The organism is Paenibacillus sp. JJ-100 (assembly GCF_948329825.1).
Classification (GTDB): domain Bacteria; phylum Bacillota; class Bacilli; order Paenibacillales; family Paenibacillaceae; genus Paenibacillus.
In genome coordinates this window covers 252010-277962 of sequence record NZ_CAOJCM010000001.1, presented here as the reverse complement: position 1 = coordinate 277962, position 25953 = coordinate 252010, and the positions used below count along the sequence as shown (strand labels likewise).

Sequence of the window (25953 nt, the reverse complement as noted above, 5' to 3'; positions counted from 1 at the left end):
TACCACAAATTAGGAGAGTCTAAACATTAAATCTGTTTATGGTTACATTATTCTCATCACATTCCCTATGATTTCTATTAATTATTTTCTCGCAACTTTTCCAGTATCATTTGTGCCTCATACCCATCTTGGAAGGTGTAGATCTTACCCGGTTTACCTTCAATCCGGTTAATCACATGTTTCAGAACAGGCAGCTCGCTAGAGGATTCCAACACTTCCACTGGAGACAGCGGTTGGCCGATGGGGCCACTCATAAGCTCCTCCCAGTTTTCCAGCGCTATTGTACCCTCTGTTCCATACACAACCATGGATACCCGTTCCTCACCAGCAAAGTGAGAGATGCCTTGCATATAAATGCGCGTACCACCCGGTAACTCAAGTACAGCCTGCACTTCCTGCTCACACACATTCGGCTGATCTGCCGGATAAGTCACTTGCGCTTCCACCACCTCGAGCGGTCCAAACACGTGCTGAATCATATGAATCCAGTGAATGCCCACTTCCAGGATGAAACCTCCCTGCTCACGACTCGTGATCCATTCATTCTGCTGCCAGGAACGTGGCCACTGCGGGAATTGCAGTATTAGATCAATTCTGCGAATATGGCCCACAGCATGCTGTTTAACCATCTCCTGCAGCTTCAATACCGCAGGCTCATGCGGCATGGAAAAATGAACAGCATGAACTACTCCAGCCCGCTCCGCTGCTTGTTCCGCCGCTTCCACCATTCGGCTTGCTTCTTCCAGGCTGTTCGCAAGCGGCTTCTCACAGAACACATGGATGTTGCGCTTCAGCACTTCCATTACGACTGGATAATGGTATTTCGGTGGCACAGCAATGTACACCAGATCCATCTGTTGCTCGTCCAGCAGATGCTGGTAGTCAAGATATGTTTTGATGGAAGGATATGCTTCGGCAAAGGCTTTCAAACCTTCCTCATTCGTATCACACACCGCAGCAATTTCCACAGGTCGATCCATCTGAATATCCATCGCCTGTTTAATCATATGTAACCCCATTTTCCCCAAGCCGATTACACCCATTCTCAACGTGTTCATCACATTTCCTCCCATTCCATTTTCAGTATAGCAGAAATCAGTGGGTTGTTACGCTCATCATGCATCACATTATCCCGTCATTGCAGCATTCCATTGTTGTACTATTGCGTTAATGCAAGTAGGTAATTAGGTATAGAATAGAGATCGCATTTATGCAAACAGATTTATAAATCATGGATGCACACAACCTAAGACGCAGGAAATTGGATTCAGGAATACGGTTGACAAGAAAACACAAAAAAAGATAGGATTTCTAATAACAAGGAATTATTCCTATTACATCTTTAGACAAGTTCCAACATACACAATCGGAATAATCCGCCTGGTTCTAATAACCCAATACTCGAAACGAGGTGTCCATGTGAGAACTGTTGCGGACTATCTAGCTGAAACGCTGCGGAATCTGGGTGTCACTCATGTATTTGGAATTATCGGAAAATCAATCTGTCCTGCTCTTCTGAAAATGGTCGATTACGGCCTGGAATTCATACCAGGCCGCCACGAAGCTAGTTCCGGCTTTGCTGCCTCGGGCTACGCACTTCAGACAGGCCGCTTGGGAGTAGCCTTAGCCACCTCCGGTCCCGGGGGAACCAATTTGCTCACGGCAGCAGCTCATGCCAAAGCAAATAATCTCCCTGTTTTATTTCTTACCGGCCATCAATCGATTCAAGAACTGGGTGTTCCTCAGTGTCAGGATTCTTCTTCTTATCTGGCTGATCTGGCCGAAATGTTCCGACCTGCCACCCTGTTCAGCAAACTGGTAGAGCGTGGTGATCACTTTGGAACCCTTCTGAATCATGCCATTTCCATTGCGCTTGGCCCAAACAAAGGGCCTGTTCACCTGTGTCTTCCTTTTGACGTGCAAACAGAACAGCTTCCCGAATGCCGTATCGTTCTTCCTAAACCAGAGTCATTACTCAGCATTTCGAATCTGAATCGAATCCTGCCACTAATTGAGCAAGCACAGCATCCTTTGATTATTGCAGGCAAAGGGGTAACTCGTTCGAGGGCACATGAGGAACTTCAACAGTTCGCTGAAACGTTAAACCTTCCTGTCATAACAACTCCTGGCGGCAAAGGAGCGATTGCATGGGATCATCCTCTGTACCACGGCCCTTGCGGCGTAGGTGGCTTCCCACATGGTGACGAAATGTTGAATCAGAGTGACCTGTATGTTGTACTCGGCTCCAGACTGAGCGATATGACGTTATGTAATCTTAAGCCAGAAAATCATCCGGCACAGCTCATTCAATTCGACACCGATCCAACATTCGTAGGTAAAATCCTTCAATCTCAGACCTTACATATTACAGGCGATATCAAAGAAAGTTTACAATATCTGCTAAGTAGCATACCTACTACTCCAGCATGTAGTACTGGAGATGACATTAAACCGTCAGATTACGAAGTTCCATTACCGAATCTACCGCATCTGTCTCTCGCTTCTGTGCTGGATCAACTAAGTGACATGCTACCTTACAACCACAAGCTGTTCGTGGACGATGGCAGTCATGGCTTCCATGCTGTACAGCGATACAAAGTGAAGAAACCCGGCAGCTTCATATTTGACGCCTACTTTGCCTGCATGGGAAATGCCATCGGCATGGCCATCGGTGCCAAGGCCGCTTCACCGGAGGAGACGATTGTATGTATCACCGGGGACGGATGTTTTATGATGTTAGGCACTGAAATCAATACGGCCGTCTGCAAGGATCTACCTGTCATTTTTATCGTTGTAAATAACAAGCAATTAGACATGGCACTGAAGGGGATGAAAAAAACGACTGGACGCATCGATGGTACACTCTTTGAAGTGCCGATGGATGCTGTTCAATTTGCTGAATCTTTAGGAGCTACAGCCTTCCGCGCAGAGACTCTATCACAGTTTTCTGCCTCGTTAGAGACCGCTTTGGAGCTAAAACAAGTCACTGTTATTGAGCTGCTGACCGATCGGGACGAGATTCCCCCAACGGCTCACCGGGTTGTCAATTTGGATTAGGAGGCGCAAATTATGACTGAACAAGTAACACAAGGATTAGAGCGTTTTGCCAATCTTTCTGGAGAGTATGGTGCGAAGGCACTTGCACCGATTAAAGAGCATTTTCCTGAGCTGTCCGAGTTTATTATGGGAACGGCTTATGGGGATATTTTTCAGCGAACTACCATTACGGATCAATGGAAAGAAGTCGCTATTATTTCGTCATTGATTACGCAAGGACAATTCGAGCAACTCGGTGTCCACTATGCGATGGCTCTAAGTGTAGGCGTTACGGTAGAAGAGATAAAGGGAATTCTGCTTCACTTGGCACCTTGTGTTGGGGCTCCGCGGATTATCAGTGCATTTAATGTATTGCTTGCTACACTGGAAGAAATCCAGTAATTCTTTGTTCAGCACTTTTATACATCATTCGACCTTTTTATTGATATTTTTACATTATCCCCTTTATACTGTGGGTAAAAACATCCTTCTGTTTCATACAGCCTGATTCCCCGCCTCGATGAGGGTCTAAGGACCGCAACCTCTATAGAGGATAGCTTTCATTCATTTTACAAAGGGAGAGCGTGCATAATGGGAACATTCAATCTAAAAACGGATGCTTCAAACAAAGTGCTTCACATTGAGTTGGCAGGTTCCTTTTCTCAAGAGGATGGTCTACGTTCAATCGCGGCATATCAGGATGCCATTGCTTCAATGAATACCAAGGAGTTCAACCTGCACATTGACTGCAAAAAGCTGAATGTCACTGCCCCTGAAATTGTACCGCTCCTTGAGGGATGTCTGGCTATGTTAAAAAAGAGCGAATTCAAAAAAGTGGTGTTAATACTCGATAACAATACAATTTTGAAAATGCAACTTGCCAGACTTGGTCGAACCGTAGGGCTCGACAATCTCCAGATTGTTTCGAACATTACGGCTTAATATGCAGGGATCCGTATTTTTTTGGGTTCAGGTCTGTTTTGCCACTTATGAGGAGGATGAGGATGGCTGGAATTCGGATTGTAGATATTGATATATATCACCCTGAAACCAAAGTACACAATGAATTTTATATTAACCATTTTGATGCAAGAGGGGTGGATATTCGTGGTTTGTTGAAAGCACTTGGCCGTGATTCCCGCTACCAAATTCAGCAGGATGACGAGAACTCACTAACGATGGCCTTCGCGGCTACTCGAAATCTGCTGGCTAAAACCGGACTCACCGGTCAAGATATCGACTTGATTGCCTATGCAAGCCAAACACCGGAGTATCTTTTCCCTACGAATTCCTTGATGATTCATCAGCTAATCAGCGGTGCATCTCACACCATCTGTATTGATAGTAACGCCAACTGTGCAGGCATGACCGCAGCTTTTGAACAGGTCAGTCGTCAGATGCTTGGTAATCCAAGGATCAGGCGGGCTTTGATTATCGGTTCCGATTATATCGCCCCTCACGCCAGTCCGGATGATCCTGTATATTTCGCCTGTTTTGGAGATGCAGCCGCGGCCGTTATTGTCGAGCGAGATGAGCATGCCATCGGTTTTATCGATTCCATCTATCAGACGGATCCCTGTGTGTATCAAAATTCCCTATTTCCTGCGGAAGGGCTGGCCAAGCTGGGAAGCACCGGTGTAGATGCAGGAGCTTTTCATGTGAAATTCACTCCGTTTGACGATTCAATCTGTGTCGACGCTGCTTCAGAGTCTATTCGAACTTTGCTGACACGAAATGAAATCAGGCCAGATGAGATCAAGGCTGCCTGTTTCTCACAATTGTCTATCGCCAACATCCGTGCAGTATCCGATAATATTGGCATCCATGATGACATTGCCGTCTATATTGGAGATGAATTCGGTTATACGTCTACAAGCAGTCCTTTTATTGCATTGCATCGAGCGATTCATTCCGGTCAGATTCAGCGCGGTGACAAGGTGTTGTTCTGGACTGTAGGCGCCGGGTGGCAAAATGTTGCCATGATCGTTGAGTACTAGTAGTACAAGTTCTAAGCACAAGCATTTATTTATAATGCATTTATTATTCATTCAAAGGACGATTGGAGGACAACACCTCTATCACTCGTCCTTTTTTAATTGAATTCGTTTTGGCCATATTGCCCTAACAGAAAAAGCAGCCCTTGCGGACTGCTGTGATCTCTTCTTATCTTAATCTATTCATGTGACTTCTGCTTTAATATATTTTTTTGGTCTCTCGATCATCCTTCAGAATCTCGACCGCCTCCCGGAACCGAAGCGAGTGCACAATCTCCCGTTCTCGCAAAAATTTCAGACTATCCTGCAAGTCCACATCATCTGTCAGATCAATTAACCATTGATATGTCGCTCGAGCCTTCTCTTCGGCTGCGATATCCTCGTACAGATCCGCAATTGGGTCGCCTTTGGCCTGTATGTAGGTAGCAGTGAAAGGTACCCCAGCAGCGTTATTGTAAAATAGTGCCTTGTCATGTGCTGCATAATGAGCATCCAGCCCCGCTTGCTCCAGCTGTTCTATCGTCGCATCCTTTGTGAGTTTGTAGATCATCGTTGCAATCATCTCTAAGTGTGCGAACTCCTCCGTCGCGATATCATTCAGCAGACCGATGATTTTATCGGGAATGGTATAACGCTGATTCAGATACCGAAGGGCTGCTGCGAGCTCTCCATCGGCACCACCATACTGTTCCATCAGAAGCTTTGCCATATGAGGATCACATTTACTCACTCGAACCGGATATTGCAATTTTTTTTCATATACCCACATGTACAGGAAGCCTCCTTCAATTTTATACTTGCCAAGGCCAAGGGGTCTGGGACCATTCCCATGGATACTTGGAGAACGCATGGCCAAAGTTCATTAACGGGCCGTATAATTGTTGAAACTCATGTGCAACACGCATACGTTCCTGACTGAATTTGTTATACTGCTCGATGGCCTGAAAATCACCAGGATGAGTATCGAGATACAGATTCAGCTCAACTAAGACAAAATCCAGCGCCTGCAGCTCTTCCAGCATTTCGTAATATTGGGCATCACAAACTTTCGGCTGTTCCTTCTCCATCCTTCTCCACCGCCCTTTCCTTCGTTTTTTTCGAGACATATGGACTGTATAATGCTGGCCACAATGTGCCGAGTCTTAACGCTTCAGCCGGGCTGAATTGGGGCCACCCCATCGGCTGAAAAGGAATAAATAATTGCGGTGGAACGAGATACGTACGGATACCTATAGGTTTACATGGATCAAATGGACCTACAAAAGGAAAATAAGCCCGAACCTGAGGGTCTTTCAATCGAAGCGCCTCCTTTATCGTGTAATCATACTCTTTCTGGCATTCCTTCATGTCATACATGACAACCCCATCATTTCCTGTCCTTATAACCATATGTCGGGTTGAGCGAGATCATCCCTTTTTTACAGAAACCCGAACAAGAAACTTTGACATCTAACTTTGAATATTATTCATTCAAAACAGCAAAAAAAGACCTTTGAAAGGTGACGGAGCACGGCTTCCAAAGATCTTGCTTAATTCCTGTATTAGATCGATCATCCAGAAGAAACTACAGCTCACTGTCCCTCTTCTGAATCGACATCTTGTTCTTTATCTTTCTTATACACTTTAACCCGGTTGATTCGTAATCGTGTGGATTCCTCCACTTCAAACACATAACCATTCGCTTCACGTGTTTTGCCTACAGTCGGACTGCCTTCCAATTCCTTAAAAAGCCAACCGCCTATCGTGTCTACTTCTTCGTCCTCAATAACAGCTCCGGTCCATTCGTGAACTTCTTCAATCAACGAGCGTCCATCAATCGAAAAAGCGTCATCGATGCGTTCCATATGCGGACGTTCATCCTCAAACTCATCATAAAGATCTCCGACGATCTCTTCCAAGATCACTTCAATTGTCAACAGACCTGCAGTACCTCCATATTCATCGACTACAAGAGTCATCTGTGCATGTTTCTTCTGCATTAGGCGCAACACATGGCTAATCTCCATCGATTCCGGTACGTTCAGAATGGGGCGCACTAATGAAGCTAGATCCTGCTGATGCTCCGGTTCCGCCAGCAACAGATCGGCAATATGGATAAAACCAATGATTTCATCCTTATCCTCCATAGCTACTGGGTATCGGGAGTGTTTCGTTTCATTGATGATCTTTAAATTTTCTTCCAGCGACAGATGGGTGTATAAACAATCCATATCCGTTCGAGGCAGCATGACCTCGCGAGCCAACATGTCGGAGAAATCAAAGATATTATCCATCAGCGTGATCTCATCTTTGTCGATGACCCCGCTCTTGGCACTCTGTTTCATCAGAATTCGAAGCTCATCTTCCGAATGGGCTTCACTCTCACTAGCTGGTTTGATACCAGCCAGACGCAACAAAGCATTGGCCGATGCGTTAAGAACCCAGATGAACGGAAAAAAGACTTTATAAAACAACAGTAACGGTGCGGATAGAAACAGTGCTACACCATCTGTTTTTTGAATGGCCAGGGATTTGGGAGCCAGTTCACCGAGTACGATGTGCAGAAACGTTATAATACAAAAACCAATAATTACAGATACGGTTGTAATCAGAGCTGTATCTGCAACGCCCAGCTTGAACATCAGCGGTTCCACAAGTAGTTTGGAGATCGCCGGCTCACCTAACCAACCTAACCCTAGGGAAGTCAACGTAATTCCAAACTGCGTTGCCGACAGATAAGCATCCAGTTTACCGTTCACCTTCAACGCATAACCAGCTAGACGGTTTCCTTCACTCTGCAATTGTGTTAGGCGTGTCTGTCTTACTTTGACAAGAGAGAACTCCGCTGCCACAAATACGCCATTCAAAAATACGAGTAAAAAGACACAGACCAGATTAAATACAAGCTGTCCAAGATGAAATTCGGTATGAATGTCCAAGATGCAACTCCCTTTCTCTGTCTATTTCAGAAAGCTCGGGAATATTAACGTGTAATGGCTCTTCTCGATTTGAAGTCCACACCTTTATAATACATGTCGGCTACAAGCAGGTTCGGTCCGCAACATGATGCTGCATCACAATGGCAATTGACCGTCTGATTGAGCGGATGCTCCGCCGACCATTCGTGGAATACATCGTCTAATTTCCGATCGTGAATATTCCCAAATGCAGGGATATCAGCAAAATCGGTCACGTATACGTTCCCGGTAAACATGTTAACATTAACCCGGTTGCGTCCATCCGGATCGTTGCGGACGGTCACATTAGGTTCACTATATAGCCGGTTAATCAGTTCACGATCCTGCTCGGCTGCACTGCACGCGAAGAATGGTAACGTTCCGAAGAGCATCCACATCTCTTTGTCACGCACATCGAGCAATTGATGTATGGCCGTTCTCATGTGATCCAGCGACAGCACAGGCAGAGAGGATGCAAAGTTAGAATTATACATCGGATGTACCTCGTGCCGAACGCATCCCATCTCCCGGATTAATTGATGAATACCTTCAAGCTTGTCATGTGTACGATAGTTAATCATCGTCTCAGCAGAAATAAACATCCCTGCTTCACTCAGCTTACGAGAGTTTTCAATCATTTTTTCATACATTTTCACGGCAACTTCACGTTTCACCGGTCTACCGCTATTAGCGAACCCAACCTGATGAAAATCATCCGCGTTCAAATAGTTGAAGGAGATGTGCATTACATCGAGATAGGGAAGCAACTTCTCGTATCGACTAATATCCAACGTAAGATTAGAATTGATCTGCGAGCGTATTCCCCGTTCTTTGGCATATTTGAGTAGAGGAATAATCATCTCGTCCACCGTTTTCTGGCTGAAACTAGGTTCGCCGCCTGTCAGACTAATGGTCTGTAAGTGCTCGACTTCATCCAGGCGTTTTAACATCAATGAGAGTGGAATAGCTGGCGCCTCTTGCATGGTAAGCATATCCCCTACGGCACAGTGTTCACACCGCATATTGCAGAGATGTGTCACTGTCATTTCTACACTGGTCAGCACATGCCGGCCATATGTACGCAGAGAGCCAATCGGATCCCACGGATCATTGGTTGGCGATAAAGGCATCGGTTGCACCGATCCTGAGTTTAGCATGGTCATTGTTCTTCACCTTATTCCTTTTATTAACCTAAAAAGTTTTATTTACATCATATCTTAGATACCTTTTTTGGGAGCTATCTTTTATCATAGCACAATTACGAATCATCCTGCACAGCCAAAGCCTGTCCATTGCATGACAAAAAACGCTCGTGCATTCAAGAAAACTCACTTTCAAGTTTCCGATTGCTACTGAGCGTCTGCCCTTTCCTTCTCTTGTTTAACTTTTCAAGTGTTCTTCTTTCAGGAGTGCTGCTGAATCTTCTACACCCTCCACCCCGGTAATCATAATCGAAAGCTCGGTAGCCAGATTGATTTCGTATGGTACGCTGAGCGGTTGTCCTTTTGCATCCTTGAGAACACGGATCTGAGGTCGTTGTGGTACACGTGGTTGAATTCCAGCGACCACCCCAACCTCTCCAGTACTGAGCGTGACGGAAAGGCCTACAGGATAGATGGCAACGCAGTCTCTGAATTTTTCAAGCATCCACTGTTCATATAATGTCCCAGAACCTGTATATAACACTTCCACGGCTTGATGTGGCAATAAGGCTTGACGATAGACTCGATTCGTTGTCATAGCATCATAAGAATCGGCAAGGGCTATCCACTTCGCATATTCATGGATTTCATTTCCTTTTAAACCGAACGGATAGCCGCTACCATCAATCCGTTCATGGTGCTGAAGTGCGCAATGTGCTGAAAGTAAAGGGATGCCTGGTTCATCCTTGAGAATCCGATGTCCATATGTAGTGTGCTGCTGAATAATCTTGTATTCTTCATCACTGAGACGTGAAGGTTTATGTAAAATTTCAGTTGAAATCTGTGTTTTTCCGATGTCATGCAATAAAGCTCCAAGACCAATCTCCATAAGCTGCTGGCGTGTGTAACCTGATGCTACACCTAATACTAGAGTGTACACGCACACGTTGAGCGAGTGATTATAGAGGTCAAAATCGCTGGAGTTCATGTCCATTAACATGATCATCGCTTCTTGCTGACTGCCGATATCCTCCAGAATGCTGTTCATGACACCGCACAGCGCTTTACCGAAATGCGTGATCTGGTTTTTGCTTTTGAAGCCAGACATATGTTGAAATTGCTTTTTGATCTCCACAAGAGCTCTTCGCTTCGTTTCTTCCTGTAGCATATCGGGCACAACAATATCTTCTGTCGCAGCATCCTGAATGTATACGTATCCAATCCCGAGATCTTTCAAACGTGTAATCAATCGGCTCGTCAGCTCTACATCCTCACTGAGTAAAACCAGACCTTCCTCACTAAAAATTCGTTTCCCCAGCTTCATGCCAGGCTGCAATAAGTTTATATGAACTAAACGCACAGCCTATCCTCTCCCGCTCCTTAGATGTAATCAACACTAGCCACCGCATTAGCAGAAGGCAGTTCTGTTCTAGCTTTGTAACCAGCGGGTATGCAGACTTTCCTCTAACGCCCCTGGTCGTTTTAATTCTTGTTCCAGCAAATCACGTATAAATTCCGGCAGGTAATATTGTATATTGCTACCTTGAGCCAGAGAAGGGTAACCCACATTAAAGGTAAACATGTCGAGTGTTCCAATAACATACTGACGTTGCTCATCCATAGGTATACCATTCACATGAATGGATCGAATTTTGTCATAAGCTGGCGCATCAGGATCATAATGAACTTCCATTCCGTCCATACATAACGTTCCGAGAATTTCCCCTCGAAATCCAAATCCCGTGATTGGTTTATGAATGAATTCTTCGAGCAATGACTGCTCCAGCGCTTCACGAAGCTGAAAACCTTTCAAGCATATTGTACAAGCATTTATAGGAGATGGACATAGGGAATGTAACATTCCTTTGCTAATTTCCCCTTGCGGGAGATTTCCAAGTAACTGCCCTGCGTTCACAACGGATAGCTCTGCGCGTGTAAAGTGTCGGACGGCTTGTGCAAGCAAGTTCGCAAAAGGTGATTCTTGCTCATAGTTGATCTTCAACGTGCGGTCCGTCATTACCGCTGTCTGACCTAGCTTCCTTTCACTTTCCTGAACATTCGCAGCAATAGCCAAAGACACTTGCTCATGTAACATCGTATGTTGTACGGGTACACAACCACTACTCACCACCCGCACTGACTTCTCCTCATCTGTTCGTTCCAGCACAACCTTTCCAAGCCATTGTCCGAATTTCCCCGCGGCTCCCAGCACAGTTTGGCCTACGATCAAAGGCTCTTCCAGAACATGATGGGTGTGTCCGCCGAGGATAACATCAATACCTGCTACCTGCTCTGCCAGTTTTTGATCTGTTGCCAGACCAAGATGGGATAAAACAACGACTACATCCACTTGCTCCCGCAGCATCATAACCTGCTTCCTTAATGTCTCTATGGGGTCTGTCACTTTCCAGCCCAGCAGCTCATAAAAGGAGTTAAACGGGGCCGTTGCTCCCAGCAAACCAATATGAAAAGAGCCCTTTTTTATGATATGCCAAGGTTTCATCCAGGCTGGAATGCGACCGGTATCCTGTTCCACCACATTCCCGCATACAATTGGACAACGTAGTCCCGTGTAGGACTGAGCCAGTTGGTCTGGCGTAAATGTCAGCCCCTCATTATTTCCAATGGTAATCGCGTCATAGCCCGTCAGATTAAGGACATCGACGTTGGCCATACCCAACGTTCCTTCTGTTTCTACAGCCATGCGGTCCATATGGTCGCCTATATCAAGAACAAGGAGATTCCCTCCCCGTTCACGTTCCTCACTGATCATGGCAGCAATCGCGCTCATCGAGCCAAAGTGACTATGGATATCATTGGTATGCAAGATGGTTAATGTTTCTTTCGCGCCGCTATGCATTATACTGCCTCCCCTTGCGATTTATCAAACGTACATTATTCTAGTGGATAAGCATAACATTTTCTACGTCGTTATGATATATTTATAGGGTTTGGAGATCAAAAAGGAGTGGTGCGCTTTATGAAATTATCTATTCAATTATTTGCAGGTATCGCTGAACGTTTACATACATCTCTATTGGAATTTGAGTTTGATGGAGATACACCTACCGCATCTGCGCTTAAAGAACAACTAGCTCTGGCTTATCCTGAGGCTGCTTCACAGATTCAGTCCTCTTTTCTGGCAGTAAACCAGCAATATGCTCCTGCCGATACGATTCTCACAACTGAGGACGAACTTGCATTAATTCCTCCCGTATCCGGTGGGGACGGCACGACAAATAGTACTTCTAACCAGGAAGAGGATAAGCCGAATATACAAGAGCATTGCACAGAAGACGGTCTTTTCCTAATTACGGATGCTCCCCTGTCTGTGGAGGCAACCACCAATTTGGTTATTACCGCAAATCATGGGGCTTCACTCACTTTTGTAGGTACAACACGTGAAATGACCGGTGAACAACGCACCGTATATTTAGAGTATGAAGCGTACATTCCTATGGCCCTGTCTCAAATGGCTGCGATTGGCACTGAAATAGCAGAACGCTGGCCAGGCGTACGATGTGCCATCAGTCATCGAATCGGTAAAGTTGACGTGGCCGAAATCAGTGTGGTTATCGCTGTGTCTTCACCTCATCGAAGCGACTGTTATGATGCAAGCCGTTATGCCATTGAACGCCTTAAGCAAACCGTGCCAATTTGGAAAAAGGAAATTTGGGAAGATGGGTCGGAATGGAAGGGACATCAACTAGGACCTTGGAACCCTATGGATTCTAAAAAATGAGTCTTTTCACGGATTACTAGAATTTATAGTAGTAAACAAGTCGTTGTCAACCCATTTTTTTCTTGTTATTATAGTGCTATATGTCGATATAAGTCGAGGAAGAAGGTGGTTTATACGTGAGAGTGCATGTTACAGATCTTAAACCAGGTGACCTATTAAAAAACGATATCTACAATAGCTCAGGGCTTCACATGCTCATGAAAGGTTCCATTGTCAGTGAAGAAGATATATCCAAACTACTGCAGCACGGAATTGATTTTGCAGATGTCGAACTTACATCCAACCTACACTCCGATCATCCAAACTTGCATTCCGACCAGCACAGGCTGTTAACCAATTTGTTTAACGACACGATCAAAGGTACCGAGTCTCTGTTCCAACAAGCGATGGAGAAAGGATTTATTGATGAGTTCCAGGTTGATGAAATGTTGGTCAACTTAACCGGGCAGCTCGAAAAACAAAAAGATGTCGTCTCCTTGCTGCTCCTACTTAATGGAGACAATGACTACACGTTCAATCACTCCTTGCAGGTTGGCATGCTTGCTTTTTATATTGCCAACTGGATGGGCTACGCCCCTGAAGAATGTCTCACGGTAGCTAAGGCAGGATATCTTCATGACATTGGCAAGTCTAGAATCCCTCCTGAAATCTTACATAAACCAGGTAAATTAACTACAGAAGAGTTTGCTGAAATGAAAAAACATACCTTATACGGTTACGAAATTATCAAAGCCTCTACGCAAAATGAAATTTTCGCAACGGTTGCTCTTCAGCATCATGAACGTGAAGATGGCAGCGGCTATCCATACGGATTACGCAGGGATGAGATTCATCCTTACGCTCGTATAACTGCCGTCGCTGACGTATACAGTGCGATGACGACTAATCGGGTCTATCAAACCAAGCAAGAGCTAATCTCCGTCTTATGTGAACTGTACAGCCTCAGTTTTGGTCAATTAAATGGCGAAGCCACCCAAGAACTAATCAAACACATGCTTCCTAATTTTATTGGTAAAAAAGTGCTCCTCACCACAGGAGAAACGGGTGTCATTGTCATGAACAATTCTACTGACTACTTCCGTCCACTTATACAGACCTCTGGATCCTTTATCAATTTAGCCAAAGAAAGAGATATCGCGATTGTTGAGATTTACGTATGAGCATTGTCTTACCTGTAGAAAAATAATATAAAAAAAGCAAAAGGGAAGCTCACATGAGCTTCCCTTCGATTACCTGTCATACGTATATTCAGTCGATGGTATTATACACAGAATGCTTTTGTGATGATTACCAACAGGATGAATAGTACCAAGATCGCGCCAACGGAAGTAAATGGATTGTATCCACCTACACCACCAACATTATTTCCACAGCCATATCCTACTTCGCTCATGTCATTGCCTCCTCTTTATCAGGTATACCCTAACATATGTTGCACCTCCATCGAATGAACGGGCAAAACGGTAATCTTCCGGATTTGGTCCATCGCCCATACAAGGTGCATGTTATTCTTTAAATCGTGCTCTCTGGCTTCAATCCTTTTCTTGCACTTGGATTCCCTTCTCTTTCCGATACATGATCACAAGTATTCTCCAGAAGTCATAACTTCCTGTGTCCTCCTGAATAAAAGGACGATAATAATTCAACGCTTCCTGAGCCCAGACAGGACAACTCATATGTGATAGTCGTTTTTGCTCTTGAATCCAGCTCTCTTGAAGTTCCAATTGTTTCTGCATAAGTGTAAACCGTTGCTTTTCTTCACTTGTCATTGGCGGATCCTCCTCTTGCTGGGAGATCATTCCGTACTCTTTGATTAAATATGCTTCTGGCTCGACAACTCCATCTTCACTTGCAGTAAATCCATATGAAGGTGAGCTTGTTTTGCGAATCTCATAGTGTACATGCGGAGCAGTGCTCTGTCCCGTACTTCCTTGATACCCAATAAGCTGTCCTCGTTTCACTCGTTGTCCTACACGGACAGCCATGCGAGAAAGATGAGCATAACAATGCAGGTATCCACGATGATCTCTCATCGCCACTGTAAGACCGTATCCCCCGAATCCTGAGCCAGTGCGCCCTTCATCTGCAAAATCTACTGTCCCTTCAAGAAAGGCGTACACTGGCCCATTCCAAGGCTCGGTGACCAGATCAATCCCACGATGAAATGTCTGACCCCCATGTATAGGATGAATTCGATAGCCGAATGAACTGGTAATGCGATATCCTTTGAAAGGGGTTGCATTCATAGCATCACATCCTTTTCTATCATATAATGCATGACTCTATGAAATCGCCTGTGCTTTTCGTCTTATTTTACTATGATATGTAATGAATTGAATGAATTAATCTGCAAAAGCAAAACAAAAAAAGAAGGAAGACGAACTATGACAGTTCATCTTCCTTCTTAACATATTTATTAACCGATGGAACCTTCCATCTCGAACTTGATCAGTCTGTTCATTTCAACCGCGTACTCCATTGGCAACTCTTTTGTGAATGGCTCAATGAAGCCCATGATGATCATCTGTGTTGCTTCCGCTTCGGTCAATCCACGGCTCATCAGGTAGAAGAGCTGATCCTCGGATACTTTAGATACCGTTGCTTCATGCTCCAACATGATATTATCATTCATGATTTCGTTGTACGGAATCGTATCCGATGTGGACTCATTGTCCAGAATGAGTGTATCACACTTGATGTTGGATTTCGCGCCCTCGGCTTGTCGTCCAAAGGAAGCCAGACCACGATACGTTACTTTACCACCATGTTTACTAATCGACTTGGATACGATGGTTGAAGTTGTATCTGGAGCCAAGTGAATCATTTTCGCGCCTGCATCCTGGTGCTGGTTTTTACCTGCAACAGCAATGGACAGTACGGAACCTTTCGCTCCACGGCCTTTCAGTACAACCGCTGGATATTTCATCGTCAGTTTGGAACCGATGTTACCATCGACCCATTCCATCGTTGCATTTTCTTCAGCAACCGCACGTTTGGTTACAAGGTTGTAGATGTTTGGTGCCCAGTTTTGGATCGTTGTGTAACGAACACGAGCATTTTTCTTACAAATGATCTCAACCACCGCACTGTGCAGGGAGTTTGTGCTGTAAATTGGAGCTGTACAGCCTTCAACATAGTGAACGAAGCTGTCTTCGTCAGCAATGATCAGTGTACGCTCAAATTGACCCATATTTTCGGAGTTAATCCGGAAATATGCCTGCAGAGGCACTTCACATTTTACGCCTTTTGGTACGTAGATGAAGCTTCCGCCAGACCATACCGCACTGTTCAAAGCAGCAAATTTATTATCTGCTGGCGGAACCACCGTAGCGAAATATTCACGCAGAATTTCCGGGTGCTCTCTCAGTGCCGTATCCGTATCCATGAAGATAACGCCTTGGTCTTCCAGTTCCTTTTGCATGTTGTGGTATACTACCTCGGACTCATACTGAGCCGATACCCCAGCCAAGAACTTTTGCTCCGCTTCAGGAATACCTAGTTTGTCAAACGTTTCTTTGATTTCGGAAGGAACTTCTTCCCATGTTTTCCCTTGCTTTTCCGAAGGACGAACATAGTATTGAATATCATTGAAATCCAGTTCATCCAGATCGCCGCCCCATTTAGGCATAGCCATCTTTTCGAATTGTTTCAAGGATTTCAAACGGAATTCCAACATCCACTCCGGTTCGTTCTTAATCCGGGAAATTTCAGTTACGACTTCCGCCGTCAGACCTTTACCGGTTTGAAAGATGGATTTATGTTCATCGCGGAAACCATATTTATACTCTTCCATTTCTGGTGCTTTTTTAGCCATCTTACTCGACCTCCCTATCGTTATTGTACATTGTCCTCTTCGTCAATCCCTTTGCGTAATGCATTCCAGGCCAGAGTGGCACATTTGATACGTGCAGGGAACTTGTTCACACCGGATAGGGCTTCGAGATCTTCATACTCGTCGAAATCGACTTCTTCCCCTTTCATCAATGAGGAGAAACGGTTAGCCAGATCGAGTGCCTGCTCAATCGTCTTGCCTTTGACAGCCTCCGTCATCATCGATGCCGAAGACATGCTGATCGAACAGCCTTCCCCCGTATACATGGCCTCTTGAACGATTCCGTCATCTAACATCAGCTGCAGTGAAATCCGGTCGCCGCACGTTGGATTGTTTAAATTCACCGTGACGACATCATTGTCAAACGATCCGCGGTTACGCGGATTTTTGTAATGGTCCATTATAACACGTCGGTACAGATCATCAAGTTGCATCGCCAAAATACTCCTTTGTCTGGATTAAGGCGCTAACTAGCCGATCTACGTCTTGTTCATTGTTGTATAGATAAAAGCTCGCACGAGCCGTTGAACTTACTTCCAGCCAGCGCATAAGCGGCTGACAGCAGTGATGTCCTGCACGAATCGCAATGCCGCTCGCATCCAGCACAGTAGCCACATCATGGGGATGGACATCTCCCAGGTTAAACGTAACGACGCCAACATGACGCTTAGCCGGACCATAAATCGTTAATCCTTCAATCTCCGACAGACGTTCTGTGGCATAAGCCGCCAGTACACCTTCATGATGAGCGATTTCATCCATGCCGATCTGTTCAAGAAAATCAATGGCAGCGCCCAACCCTACTGCTCCAGCAATAATCGGGGTTCCACCTTCGAATTTCCACGGTAGCTCTTTCCAGTTGGAATCGTACAGTCCTACATCATTAATCATCTCACCGCCAAATTCGATCGGTTCCATGGACTCCAGCAGCGCCTTTTTGCCGTAGAGTGCACCGATACCGGTCGGACCGCACATTTTATGACCGGACAACGCGTAGAAATCACAGTCGAGATCCTGCACGTCGATCTTCATATGCGGAGTGCTTTGTGCACCATCCACAACGATGACAGCACCGTTGCGGTGGGCAATTTCAGCAATTTGTTTAACCGGATGAACGATACCCATCACATTGGATACATATGCGATCGCGACAATTTTAGTCTTGTTCGTGATCGTCTGCTCCACATCAGCCAGTTCAATATGACCGTCTGGTTGAAGCGGAATGTATTTCAATGTGGCACCTGTCTCCTTGGCCACTTGCTGCCAAGGAATCAGGTTACTGTGGTGCTCCATTTGGGTGATGACAATTTCGTCGCCCTCTTTACAGTTGGCACGGGCATAGGACGAAGCCACCAGATTAAGTGCAGTCGTTGTGCCACGTGTGAAGATGATCTCCTGCGTGCGACGAGCGTTGATAAACTTGGCTACCTTCTCCCGAGCACCTTCGTAGGCATCCGTTGCACGGCTACCTAATGTGTGCACACCACGATGCACATTGGAGTTTTCATATTCATAATAATGTTTAACCGCGTCAATCACAGCACGTGGCTTCTGTGAAGTCGCAGCGCTATCTAAATATACGAGCGGGTGTCCGTTGATTTCCTGGTGGAGGATCGGGAACTGCTCGCGAATAGATGGATTCATTGTCCCAGCTTCTTCTCAATCAGTGACTGCAATTGGGTACGCAGTGCTTCCAAAGGAATATCCGCCACCACCGGAGCGAGGAAGCCATAAATGATCAGACGTTCCGCATCCGTACGGTTAATCCCGCGTGACATCAAGTAATAGATTTGCTCCGCATTCACTTGACCCACAGAAGCCGCGTGACCTGCTGTTACATCATCCTCGTCGATCAAGAGAATCGGGTTGGCATCTCCGCGAGCTTTAGGGCTCAGCATCAATACCTTCTCGGTTTGCTGTCCATCCGCTCTTGTTGCGCCTTTCTCGATCTTCGTAATGCCGTTGATGATTGCCGATGCCTCTTCACGCATAACTGCACGTGTAATCATCTGACTCGGCGTATTTTTACCGAAGTGACGTGCTTCGGTTGTATAGTTAATCTTCTGTGAACCAGAACCGACTGCAATAACTTTCGAATCAGAAGTCGATCCGTTCCCTTTCAGGATACTCATTGTGTTGCTTGCAGTATCACCGTCGTTCATCTCACCAACAATCCACTCAATGGAGCCATCGTTTTCCAGAACAGCACGGCGGAAAGATACATCCGTTACGTTCACATTCAACTGATGCACCGTTGCAAAACGTACTTTTGCACCCGGTTTAACGAATACTTCCACAACGCCGTTATGGAATACCGGCGCAGACAACTCACCAGACACGTAGTTATCTACGTAAGTAACGGAGCTGTTCGCTTCAGCAACAACCAGAACGTGAGGTGCAAAAGTTGCCGTAGCATCGTCCGTTAGAAGTACCGCTTGCAGCGGAACTTCAATGTTCACGTTTTTCGGAACGTATAAGAACACCCCGCCATTCCACAAAGCTGCATGCAACGCAGCAATGGAATGTTCGTCAGCTTTAACCGCCGTGTTCAAGTAAGGTTTAACCAAATCGCCGTGCTCACGAACAGCTGTAGCCAGATCCGTGAAGATAACGCCTTGGGCTGCCAGATCAGCAGATACCTTGGAATATACTGCGCCAGAGTTGCGCTGGATCACCAGGCTGCCTTCTGCTTGCTCTTGAACCAACTCTTTGATTGATGCAGGTACTTCTTCCAGGGAAGAAATCACTTCGCCTGCTTTATATGTGCCGTACTCGCTGATATTCCAGCGTTCGATTTTTTGTTTTTCCAGTTTGGGAAGCGCCAGCTCACTCGCAAGCTTCAAAGCTTCGAGCCGCTGTTCAGTCAACCAGCCGGGTTCATTATTACTTTCCGACAAGGCCCGAAGCGCTTCAGATTCAACCGGAAGAATTGTTTGTGTAGTCATGGTATTACCCTCCTCCGTTTTTGTCTTTACGCGTCTTGACCTACAGTTTCATCTGTAATTCCCAGTTCTGCTTTTATCCATTCATAACCTTCAGCTTCCAGACGTTGAGCCAACTCAGGTCCGCCAGACTTCACGATGCGTCCTTGCATCATCACGTGTACATAGTCCGGAGTGATGTAGTTAAGCAGGCGTTGATAGTGCGTAATGATCAAGAAGCCGCGATCTTCGCTCTTCATTGCATTTACACCTTCTGCAACAATTTTCAGAGCATCGATGTCCAGACCGGAGTCGATCTCGTCAAGTACTACGATTTTAGGATCAAGCAACATCATTTGCAGAATTTCGTTCCGCTTTTTCTCACCGCCGGAGAATCCTTCGTTCAGGTAACGGTGTGCGAACTCAGGGTTCATTTCAAGTTCTTTCATTTTGCCTTCCATTTGACGAATGAACTTGATGAGGGAGATTTCATTACCTTCGCCACGGCGAGCATTAATTGCACTGCGTAGGAAGTCGGAATTCGTTACACCTGCGATTTCGCTCGGGTATTGCATAGCCAGAAATAGACCTGCGCGTGCGCGCTCATCTACAGCCATATCGAGAACATCTTCACCATCGAGTGTAACAGTCCCGTCTGTTACTTCATATTTAGGATGCCCCATCAGAGCAGAAGCCAACGTGGATTTACCTGTTCCGTTCGGTCCCATGATTGCGTGGATTTCTCCACCTTTCATTTCCAGGTTAATGCCTTTCAGGATTTCCTTACCTTCAATGGTCGCTTTCAGACCTTCAATGACGAAATTCGTAGTCATGTGTAATGTTTCCCTCCATTGATTAATTTTGATGTTTTACTGTTGAAAAACGAAAAAGCGCCTATTATATCTGAACAGGGCTTCCCCTGACTTTCTCTGCTTCTTGTTCATTCTTACTTCATACAACTCTATCACAACCCTTCTTCATGCGCTGCAGAGTTGTAATCAGTTTAGAATAATTCTAAACTGATTCTCACTGATTATCAAGTCATTTCCTATAAGTACTTGTCCTTTATAGAAAACATCATTCCTATTGATTCTATAATAAATGCTGGTTTGAATCAAATGAGAAAGCACCTCCTCTCATGCCAGACAGTGATATAAATCACAAAATTCACAAATTGTTAGCATGTGGACTGAATTAAAAAAGGACTTATCCATTAACTGGACAAGTCCTCCCTATTTCTTCATTAAATTTTTGAACAGGCATATTACATTTTGAGTGCTTCGTTGATCTTCCGAACCTGTTCTGCAAAATCCGCAACGTCCAATACCGGCGTCATTTCGCGCGTCACTGGACCATTCGGTATGGAAATCCATGAACGGCAGCCATTATACTCAGGCAAAATTGGAATCTCCATCGGTTCTTGCAAACGATATACACGTAAAATCAAGACGTGGAGCGGATCTTTCTTTTTCCACTTCAAACGGGATTCAGCAAAGTCCGCCGTCCACATATGATATTCCAGAAGTCGATCCAACATCTCCTGATCTCGGATCTCCAAATCCTGTGTCACTTCGGCATACGCCGTGATACGGATTGTTGAAGAATCAGGCACCCATTCGGCCAGCGACTCTTCAACATAGGTTTGCTCCGAGGACTTGATCAGTTCTTTACGCTGATGTTCATAAGTCGGATACAGGTAAAATGCTGGACTTTTCAACTCAAAATGTTTCGTTTCCTCAACTATTCCGCCTTTGCGCATCACGATAACCTGTCGGCCATTTTCCAGCGCCTTGATGGCGGAAGCCCATTCTTTTAATGCAGGTATCATTGTTCTTTCTAACATGGCTCTCTTCACCCCCACGTCACTCTTGTCAGCAGTATAGACGCTAGAAGCGTTTCTGACAACTTGTAGCGGCAAACCCTACATTAGAGAGACGTCTTCGTTACATTAAGAAATGACATGAAGGGCAAGCAGCAGACCTTAGAGGTCTTAGCCTAAGTATGCGCGCAACATCCACATGTGTTTCTCCAGATCCGCTTTAAAGCCTGTCAGCATATCGGCAGTTGGTTGATCCTCCGCTTCTTCGGCAAGATCAATCCCTTCCTGATACTCATTAGACAGAGTCGCGAAGTCTTCAATCAGGTTTTGCACCATAGTATTGGCGTCTTCCTTGCCAGAAGCTTCTTGAATGGAAGCTATCTCCAAATACTCTTTCATTGTCGCTGCTGGGCTACCTTTCAATGTGAGCATACGCTCAGCGATTTCGTCCATTTGAGCTGTAACTTCGTTATAAAACTCTTCAAATTTAACGTGCAATGTGAAGAAGTTAGGTCCTTTTACATACCAGTGATAATTATGGATTTTGACATACAATACGTTCAGGTTCGCCACCTGACGATTAAGTACTTGTTCTATCGATTTTGCTTGATCTGTTTTGTTTTTTGTAGCCATTATTCATCCCATCCTTATCATAAAATTTTAGTTTTTTTTCTTTTAAGCGCCGGATTTAAAGTCTCTTGTATGCACGTCAGAGAGTAAATGTTTAGTTAGCGCAAAGTTCACAAAAGTCTTATACAGCACGGTATTATTTCACCGTCCGGCTTATTCATTTTTACCCGTAAGCCCGTATTTCGAATCACATCAATGCTAACTTGTCTCAAATAATAGTTCAAAAACCGCGTCATATCCGATATACTGTCATAAACCAAGTAAAGAAGTAGGTTTTCCTGTTTCTTCATTTATATGGAGGTGGCATCTTTGACTCAATATCATCCTTTAACCCCCCAAGAAGCAATCGAATTATCCAAAACATTACCGGGTCCATTTACGGCAGATGCGAATCTGGATTGTCGTGAGATTGGTGACGGCAACCTGAATCTCGTTTTCCACATCACGGATCAGAACTCCGATAAAAGTATCATTATCAAACAGGCGCTTCCTTATGCGAAAGTAGTTGGTGAGTCATGGCCTCTTTCGCTCGTACGAGCTCGAATTGAACGTGAAATTCTACAGGAAGAATACCGCTTATGTCCTGGAATGGTGCCTGAAGTGTATCATTATGATGATGACCTCGCCCTAACGGTGATGGAGGATTTAAGTGATCATGTCATAATGCGTAAAGGCCTAATCGATGGAGCTTCGTATCCTCTTTTTGCTCAGCACATCGGGGAATTTATGGCTAGAACACTCTTCTTCACTTCAGATCTCGGTATGAACCAACAGCAGAAGAAAGAGCAACTGGGAAAATTCATTAATCCTGATCAATGTAAAATAACAGAAGATCTGATCTTCGATGAGCCTTATCGTATTGCAATAAATAATAACTATGATGCAGCTATAGAAGATGAAGCCGAAGCACTTCGTACGGATGAACAACTGCATCTAGAGATTGCTTTGCTACGAGAAAAGTTTCTAACTCATGGACAAGCACTGCTTCATGGCGATCTACATACAGGCAGTATTTTTGTCACACCTCAATCCACGAAAGTGATCGATCCCGAATTTGCTTTCTACGGTCCGATGGGGTTTGACGTAGGTGCCGTATTGGCCAACCTGCTGCTTCATTATGTTTCGCTGTCCGGTCGTATCAAAGAACCATCCGCACGGCGCGAACGTGAGTCAGAGTTACTGCACATGGTAGAGGATGTCTGGAACGAATTCGAAACCCGTTTTCGTGCCCTGTGGGATTCCAGCCTCATAGATCCTATGGCTAAAACGCCAGGATATCAAAACATGTATGTACAGCAACTATTTCGAGATGCTACCGGGTTCGCTGGAACCAAAATGGTACGCCGTATCGTAGGACTTGCTCATGTAGCTGATATTGATACGATTGAAGATGCATCGGAACGTGAACGCGCGCAGCGCAAGGCACTGGCCGTGGGTAAAGCACTTATCAAGAATAATCGCCAAGTAAACACGATCAATGAGGTGCTTGATCTAGTATCTACTACTCTTACCACAGTCTAAATCTAATATTATTGAACGGAGGAACACCCATGACAACCCCAGAACATCAGCCTCTGTCTTCGCTTAACTGGAAAAAGGACAAGCTAGAAATGCTCGATCAGCGACTACTGCCAGAAACCATTCTGATGCTGAAACTATATACGCCTGAAGAAGTGTGGGAAGCGATCCATTCGATGAAAGTACGTGGTGCACCTGCCATTGGTATTGCCGCAGCATTTGGTGTTGTACTGGGCGCCAAAGCTTATGATGGTATAGCCATCCAAGGCTGGCTGGATCACGTTAAGTCCGTATGTGCACATCTGGCGACCTCCCGTCCAACAGCGGTTAATCTGTTCTGGGCACTAGATCGCATGATGCAAAAGGCTAACCAAGCAGCTGAATCTGGCCTGAGTCTGCAAGAAGGCACGGATGCGCTTGAAGTGGAAGCATTGCTGATTCAGAAGGAAGATGAAGAAGTGTGCCGCATGATCGGAGAACATGCTCTGCCTTTGTTTGAGGATGGGATGGGTGTGCTGACTCACTGCAATGCAGGGGGACTGGCTACAGCCAAATACGGTACGGCAACCGCTCCGATGTATCTCGCTCAGGAACGCGGGATTCATCTAAAAGTATTCGCTGATGAAACGCGCCCTGTCCTGCAAGGGGCCCGCTTAACAGCATTTGAGTTGCAACAAGCTGGAATAGATGTAACTCTGCTGTGTGACAACATGGCTGGAATGGTCATGTCCAAAGGGTGGGTACAAGCTGTTATCGTCGGTACGGATCGGGTAGCCGCGAATGGCGATGTAGCTAACAAAATTGGTACTTACAGCCTCGCTGTACTCGCTAAAGCCCACAACATTCCGTTCTATGTAGCAAGTCCATTATCAACGATAGACTTGTCCACCTCTTCCGGAGATTTGATTCCGATCGAGGAACGTGCTGCGGAAGAAGTGACCGAAGGATTCGGGAAACGCACAGCACCACAAGGTATCAAGGTATTTAATCCAGCCTTTGATGTAACGCCGAATGAGTACGTGACCGCGATTATTACAGAAAAGGGCATCGTTCGTGCACCTTTTCAGGAGAACCTTGCCGCTTTATTTACGTAAAGCCGGGGCCTTCTTTGGGGGTTAGTAAGAAGGGACAAGACGGACGCATCCGACTTCGTCCCTTTTTTGTTCTTCTTCGTACTGTGACATGTGTAACCTGAAACTTGATTTAGATCATTTTTAACAACGCTTCTACGCCTGTCATTCCTACTGTAATGCCCATAGCCTGCGCCTCAGTTGTCACTGATTCCATTGGTGCATGAAGCAATTGCTCCAGTGTTCGCACACCGACAGCCCGCGCAGCCACAATTTTGCGGTCACCCAGTTTCTCATTCAGCAACCCCACATCAAGAGCGCCGCACATGATATACCCCTTAGATGTATTAATTGTTAACAATGTCGTCTTGGGAAGTTTAACCTCTACCCCAACGAGCACATGCTCTCCCACCACAATGGGTTCCATCGTCACCATAATATCGAGATTCCCTCCTATTCAACAGATCCCGATATTTGTATGCCTTTTGACGAAACACTGTGTGGACACCTGCCGTGCATAATCAAAAGTATGTATAAAAAACAGACATCGCTGCAACATCATCCTCTGATGGCCCATTTTGGAAATATTAAAATCCTTTAATTTTAATACACATCCCCCCCCTTTGGTCTATGATTTCCAGTATATTAATGCTATAGTATACTAGAGTACGTTGGTACTTATACATTATTTAACGGGGCTGGGATGAATGAAACAAACCTTATCCAATCAAGATGAAATCGGCTATTTATTTAATGTCGATATACTTATTAAGAGCCGTTCAAATGCATTGGCACTACAGTCCCTGATCGAGTTCATTAACAAAGAAGAACAAGTTGCGGACTTTCGGATTCACTCCGGAATAGAGCTCGGCAAAATCATTGAAACGATGCTTGAGACAAGGAAAATCACCTCTGACTCTGATCCAAAAAAACAAGAGTCCTCACCATCACCTGGTGAAAAGTTAACCTCCACTAAGCCAAACAAAGCAGTTGATTCTGCTTCTAAGAAAAAAACAACTTCCGACACTTCACATGTTGCTGACGCTAGTTCGTTTGATGCCTGGATAGAATCATTAATCAAAGAAAATCGGCTCACGCGAATTGTTGTGAACAACAAAAATGGCAAACATCAAAGCATTCCTTGTCGTATTCTTAACTTTGATCGGGATAACAGTGTGGTAACCATCTATCACGTGGACGAGAAACAAGTGTACACTTTCCGTACCAACGAAATTGATGAGTTCTTGACATAGCCCTTATATCTAGCAATGGCAATGCAAGTTTATAATTCAACTCAAAAAGCAACCTGTTCT

The 25953-nt window shown here is 45.1% G+C and carries 27 protein-coding genes; 9 read left to right on the top strand and 18 right to left on the bottom strand.

Going from position 1 to position 25953, the window contains the following annotated elements:
* Positions 1 to 77: 77 nt before the first annotated feature.
* The gene (locus PQG66_RS01395; protein WP_272034308.1) at positions 78 to 1058 is read right to left on the bottom strand and encodes a Gfo/Idh/MocA family protein; all 981 of its coding nucleotides are present in this window, start codon (positions 1056 to 1058) and stop codon (positions 78 to 80) included.
* 361 nt (positions 1059 to 1419) lie between these two features.
* On the opposite strand from PQG66_RS01395, the gene PQG66_RS01390 reads away from it, so the two are divergent.
* From PQG66_RS01390 to PQG66_RS01375, 4 genes are all read left to right on the top strand, one after another.
* Positions 1420 to 3057, top strand: coding sequence for a thiamine pyrophosphate-binding protein (locus PQG66_RS01390; protein ID WP_272034306.1), 1638 nt, complete (start codon positions 1420 to 1422; stop codon positions 3055 to 3057).
* Between the two features lie 12 nt (positions 3058 to 3069).
* Positions 3070 to 3438 (top strand): carboxymuconolactone decarboxylase family protein, encoded by a 369-nt coding sequence (locus PQG66_RS01385; RefSeq protein WP_272034304.1) that lies wholly within the window; start codon positions 3070 to 3072, stop codon positions 3436 to 3438.
* A 189-nt stretch (positions 3439 to 3627) separates the two neighbouring features.
* On the top strand, positions 3628 to 3978 hold the full coding sequence (locus tag PQG66_RS01380; RefSeq protein WP_272034302.1) for a hypothetical protein: 351 nt from the start codon (positions 3628 to 3630) through the stop codon (positions 3976 to 3978).
* A 62-nt stretch (positions 3979 to 4040) separates the two neighbouring features.
* Positions 4041 to 5033, top strand: coding sequence for a 3-oxoacyl-[acyl-carrier-protein] synthase III C-terminal domain-containing protein (locus PQG66_RS01375; protein WP_272034299.1), 993 nt, complete (start codon positions 4041 to 4043; stop codon positions 5031 to 5033).
* 196 nt (positions 5034 to 5229) lie between these two features.
* On the opposite strand, the gene PQG66_RS01370 is transcribed toward PQG66_RS01375, so the two are convergent.
* From PQG66_RS01370 to PQG66_RS01340, 7 genes are all read right to left on the bottom strand, one after another.
* Positions 5230 to 5799: a manganese catalase family protein gene (locus tag PQG66_RS01370; protein ID WP_272034297.1), complete on the bottom strand. Its 570-nt coding sequence runs from the start codon at positions 5797 to 5799 to the stop codon at positions 5230 to 5232.
* A gap of 22 nt (positions 5800 to 5821) precedes the next feature.
* Positions 5822 to 6097 (bottom strand): spore coat protein CotJB, encoded by a 276-nt coding sequence (locus PQG66_RS01365; RefSeq protein WP_272034295.1) that lies wholly within the window; start codon positions 6095 to 6097, stop codon positions 5822 to 5824.
* Positions 6069 to 6326 carry a spore coat associated protein CotJA gene (locus tag PQG66_RS01360; RefSeq protein ID WP_272034293.1) on the bottom strand — a complete coding sequence of 86 codons (258 nt, stop codon included), beginning with the start codon at positions 6324 to 6326 and terminating at the stop codon, positions 6069 to 6071. The genes PQG66_RS01365 and PQG66_RS01360 overlap by 29 nt, the downstream gene beginning before the upstream one ends.
* 275 nt (positions 6327 to 6601) lie before the next feature.
* A complete protein-coding gene (locus tag PQG66_RS01355; RefSeq protein WP_272034291.1) occupies positions 6602 to 7948 on the bottom strand; it encodes a hemolysin family protein in 1347 nt (448 codons plus the stop codon).
* A gap of 44 nt (positions 7949 to 7992) precedes the next feature.
* Positions 7993 to 9129 carry a radical SAM/CxCxxxxC motif protein YfkAB gene (yfkAB, locus tag PQG66_RS01350; RefSeq protein ID WP_272034289.1) on the bottom strand — a complete coding sequence of 379 codons (1137 nt, stop codon included), beginning with the start codon at positions 9127 to 9129 and terminating at the stop codon, positions 7993 to 7995.
* Positions 9130 to 9346: 217 nt separating this feature from the next.
* Positions 9347 to 10432 (bottom strand): HD-GYP domain-containing protein, encoded by a 1086-nt coding sequence (locus tag PQG66_RS01345; RefSeq protein WP_272034287.1) that lies wholly within the window; start codon positions 10430 to 10432, stop codon positions 9347 to 9349.
* Positions 10433 to 10537: 105 nt separating this feature from the next.
* On the bottom strand, positions 10538 to 11968 hold the full coding sequence (locus PQG66_RS01340; protein ID WP_272034285.1) for a bifunctional metallophosphatase/5'-nucleotidase: 1431 nt from the start codon (positions 11966 to 11968) through the stop codon (positions 10538 to 10540).
* A gap of 120 nt (positions 11969 to 12088) precedes the next feature.
* On the opposite strand from PQG66_RS01340, the gene PQG66_RS01335 reads away from it, so the two are divergent.
* Together PQG66_RS01335 and PQG66_RS01330 are read left to right on the top strand one after the other, a co-directional pair.
* Positions 12089 to 12850, top strand: coding sequence for a molybdenum cofactor biosynthesis protein (locus PQG66_RS01335; protein WP_272034283.1), 762 nt, complete (start codon positions 12089 to 12091; stop codon positions 12848 to 12850).
* Positions 12851 to 12966: 116 nt separating this feature from the next.
* Entirely contained in the window at positions 12967 to 14010 is a 1044-nt protein-coding gene (locus PQG66_RS01330; protein WP_272034279.1) for an HD-GYP domain-containing protein, read from the top strand.
* 101 nt (positions 14011 to 14111) lie between these two features.
* On the opposite strand, the gene PQG66_RS01325 is transcribed toward PQG66_RS01330, so the two are convergent.
* From PQG66_RS01325 to PQG66_RS01285, 9 genes are all read right to left on the bottom strand, one after another.
* On the bottom strand, positions 14112 to 14243 hold the full coding sequence (locus PQG66_RS01325; protein ID WP_272034277.1) for a YjcZ family sporulation protein: 132 nt from the start codon (positions 14241 to 14243) through the stop codon (positions 14112 to 14114).
* 139 nt (positions 14244 to 14382) lie between these two features.
* Positions 14383 to 15096, bottom strand: coding sequence for a M23 family metallopeptidase (locus PQG66_RS01320; RefSeq protein WP_272034275.1), 714 nt, complete (start codon positions 15094 to 15096; stop codon positions 14383 to 14385).
* A 170-nt stretch (positions 15097 to 15266) separates the two neighbouring features.
* On the bottom strand, positions 15267 to 16664 hold the full coding sequence (gene sufB, locus PQG66_RS01315; protein WP_272034274.1) for a Fe-S cluster assembly protein SufB: 1398 nt from the start codon (positions 16662 to 16664) through the stop codon (positions 15267 to 15269).
* A gap of 20 nt (positions 16665 to 16684) precedes the next feature.
* Positions 16685 to 17116, bottom strand: a complete 432-nt coding sequence (gene sufU / locus PQG66_RS01310) for a Fe-S cluster assembly sulfur transfer protein SufU (protein ID WP_272034271.1) — start codon at positions 17114 to 17116, stop codon at positions 16685 to 16687.
* The gene (locus PQG66_RS01305; RefSeq protein ID WP_272034269.1) at positions 17106 to 18326 is read right to left on the bottom strand and encodes a cysteine desulfurase; all 1221 of its coding nucleotides are present in this window, start codon (positions 18324 to 18326) and stop codon (positions 17106 to 17108) included. The genes sufU and PQG66_RS01305 overlap by 11 nt, the downstream gene beginning before the upstream one ends.
* Positions 18323 to 19627, bottom strand: a complete 1305-nt coding sequence (sufD, locus tag PQG66_RS01300) for a Fe-S cluster assembly protein SufD (protein WP_272034267.1) — start codon at positions 19625 to 19627, stop codon at positions 18323 to 18325. Before sufD ends, PQG66_RS01305 begins: the two co-directional genes overlap by 4 nt.
* Before the next feature lie 26 nt (positions 19628 to 19653).
* Positions 19654 to 20436, bottom strand: coding sequence for a Fe-S cluster assembly ATPase SufC (sufC, locus tag PQG66_RS01295; protein WP_272034265.1), 783 nt, complete (start codon positions 20434 to 20436; stop codon positions 19654 to 19656).
* Between the two features lie 431 nt (positions 20437 to 20867).
* Positions 20868 to 21446: a DUF1802 family protein gene (locus PQG66_RS01290; RefSeq protein WP_272034263.1), complete on the bottom strand. Its 579-nt coding sequence runs from the start codon at positions 21444 to 21446 to the stop codon at positions 20868 to 20870.
* Positions 21447 to 21593: 147 nt separating this feature from the next.
* The gene (locus tag PQG66_RS01285; protein WP_272034261.1) at positions 21594 to 22055 is read right to left on the bottom strand and encodes a Dps family protein; all 462 of its coding nucleotides are present in this window, start codon (positions 22053 to 22055) and stop codon (positions 21594 to 21596) included.
* Positions 22056 to 22361: 306 nt separating this feature from the next.
* Here PQG66_RS01285 and mtnK point away from each other — a divergent pair, with 306 nt between their 5' ends.
* Together mtnK and mtnA are read left to right on the top strand one after the other, a co-directional pair.
* Positions 22362 to 23573 carry an S-methyl-5-thioribose kinase gene (mtnK, locus tag PQG66_RS01280; protein ID WP_272034259.1) on the top strand — a complete coding sequence of 404 codons (1212 nt, stop codon included), beginning with the start codon at positions 22362 to 22364 and terminating at the stop codon, positions 23571 to 23573.
* A 29-nt stretch (positions 23574 to 23602) separates the two neighbouring features.
* On the top strand, positions 23603 to 24664 hold the full coding sequence (gene mtnA / locus PQG66_RS01275; RefSeq protein WP_272034256.1) for an S-methyl-5-thioribose-1-phosphate isomerase: 1062 nt from the start codon (positions 23603 to 23605) through the stop codon (positions 24662 to 24664).
* 109 nt (positions 24665 to 24773) lie between these two features.
* Here mtnA and PQG66_RS01270 read toward each other — a convergent pair whose 3' ends face one another.
* On the bottom strand, positions 24774 to 25076 hold the full coding sequence (locus PQG66_RS01270) for a YunC family protein (RefSeq protein WP_272034253.1): 303 nt from the start codon (positions 25074 to 25076) through the stop codon (positions 24774 to 24776).
* Between the two features lie 271 nt (positions 25077 to 25347).
* Here PQG66_RS01270 and PQG66_RS01265 point away from each other — a divergent pair, with 271 nt between their 5' ends.
* Complete coding sequence (locus PQG66_RS01265; protein ID WP_272034251.1) at positions 25348 to 25893, top strand: hypothetical protein; 546 nt, start codon at positions 25348 to 25350, stop codon at positions 25891 to 25893.
* Positions 25894 to 25953: the final 60 nt, after the last annotated feature.

Bases quoted from the DNA above. Each gene is read 5' to 3' on its own strand.
- PQG66_RS01395 (WP_272034308.1), bottom strand. From the start codon at position 1,058: ATGAACACGTTGAGAATGGGTGTAATCGGCTTGGGGAAAATGGGGTTA.
- PQG66_RS01385 (WP_272034304.1), top strand. From the start codon at position 3,070: ATGACTGAACAAGTAACACAAGGATTAGAGCGTTTTGCCAATCTTTCT.
- PQG66_RS01380 (WP_272034302.1), top strand. From the start codon at position 3,628: ATGGGAACATTCAATCTAAAAACGGATGCTTCAAACAAAGTGCTTCAC.
- PQG66_RS01375 (WP_272034299.1), top strand. From the start codon at position 4,041: ATGGCTGGAATTCGGATTGTAGATATTGATATATATCACCCTGAAACC.
- PQG66_RS01370 (WP_272034297.1), bottom strand. From the start codon at position 5,799: ATGTGGGTATATGAAAAAAAATTGCAATATCCGGTTCGAGTGAGTAAA.
- PQG66_RS01365 (WP_272034295.1), bottom strand. From the start codon at position 6,097: ATGGAGAAGGAACAGCCGAAAGTTTGTGATGCCCAATATTACGAAATG.
- yfkAB (WP_272034289.1), bottom strand. From the start codon at position 9,129: ATGACCATGCTAAACTCAGGATCGGTGCAACCGATGCCTTTATCGCCA.
- PQG66_RS01345 (WP_272034287.1), bottom strand. From the start codon at position 10,432: ATGAAGCTGGGGAAACGAATTTTTAGTGAGGAAGGTCTGGTTTTACTC.
- PQG66_RS01340 (WP_272034285.1), bottom strand. From the start codon at position 11,968: ATGCATAGCGGCGCGAAAGAAACATTAACCATCTTGCATACCAATGAT.
- PQG66_RS01335 (WP_272034283.1), top strand. From the start codon at position 12,089: ATGAAATTATCTATTCAATTATTTGCAGGTATCGCTGAACGTTTACAT.
- PQG66_RS01325 (WP_272034277.1), bottom strand. From the start codon at position 14,243: ATGAGCGAAGTAGGATATGGCTGTGGAAATAATGTTGGTGGTGTAGGT.
- PQG66_RS01320 (WP_272034275.1), bottom strand. From the start codon at position 15,096: ATGAATGCAACCCCTTTCAAAGGATATCGCATTACCAGTTCATTCGGC.
- sufB (WP_272034274.1), bottom strand. From the start codon at position 16,664: ATGGCTAAAAAAGCACCAGAAATGGAAGAGTATAAATATGGTTTCCGC.
- sufU (WP_272034271.1), bottom strand. From the start codon at position 17,116: ATGCAACTTGATGATCTGTACCGACGTGTTATAATGGACCATTACAAA.
- PQG66_RS01305 (WP_272034269.1), bottom strand. From the start codon at position 18,326: ATGAATCCATCTATTCGCGAGCAGTTCCCGATCCTCCACCAGGAAATC.
- sufD (WP_272034267.1), bottom strand. From the start codon at position 19,627: ATGACTACACAAACAATTCTTCCGGTTGAATCTGAAGCGCTTCGGGCC.
- sufC (WP_272034265.1), bottom strand. From the start codon at position 20,436: ATGACTACGAATTTCGTCATTGAAGGTCTGAAAGCGACCATTGAAGGT.
- PQG66_RS01290 (WP_272034263.1), bottom strand. From the start codon at position 21,446: ATGTTAGAAAGAACAATGATACCTGCATTAAAAGAATGGGCTTCCGCC.
- PQG66_RS01285 (WP_272034261.1), bottom strand. From the start codon at position 22,055: ATGGCTACAAAAAACAAAACAGATCAAGCAAAATCGATAGAACAAGTA.
- mtnA (WP_272034256.1), top strand. From the start codon at position 23,603: ATGACAACCCCAGAACATCAGCCTCTGTCTTCGCTTAACTGGAAAAAG.
- PQG66_RS01270 (WP_272034253.1), bottom strand. From the start codon at position 25,076: ATGGTGACGATGGAACCCATTGTGGTGGGAGAGCATGTGCTCGTTGGG.
- PQG66_RS01265 (WP_272034251.1), top strand. From the start codon at position 25,348: ATGAAACAAACCTTATCCAATCAAGATGAAATCGGCTATTTATTTAAT.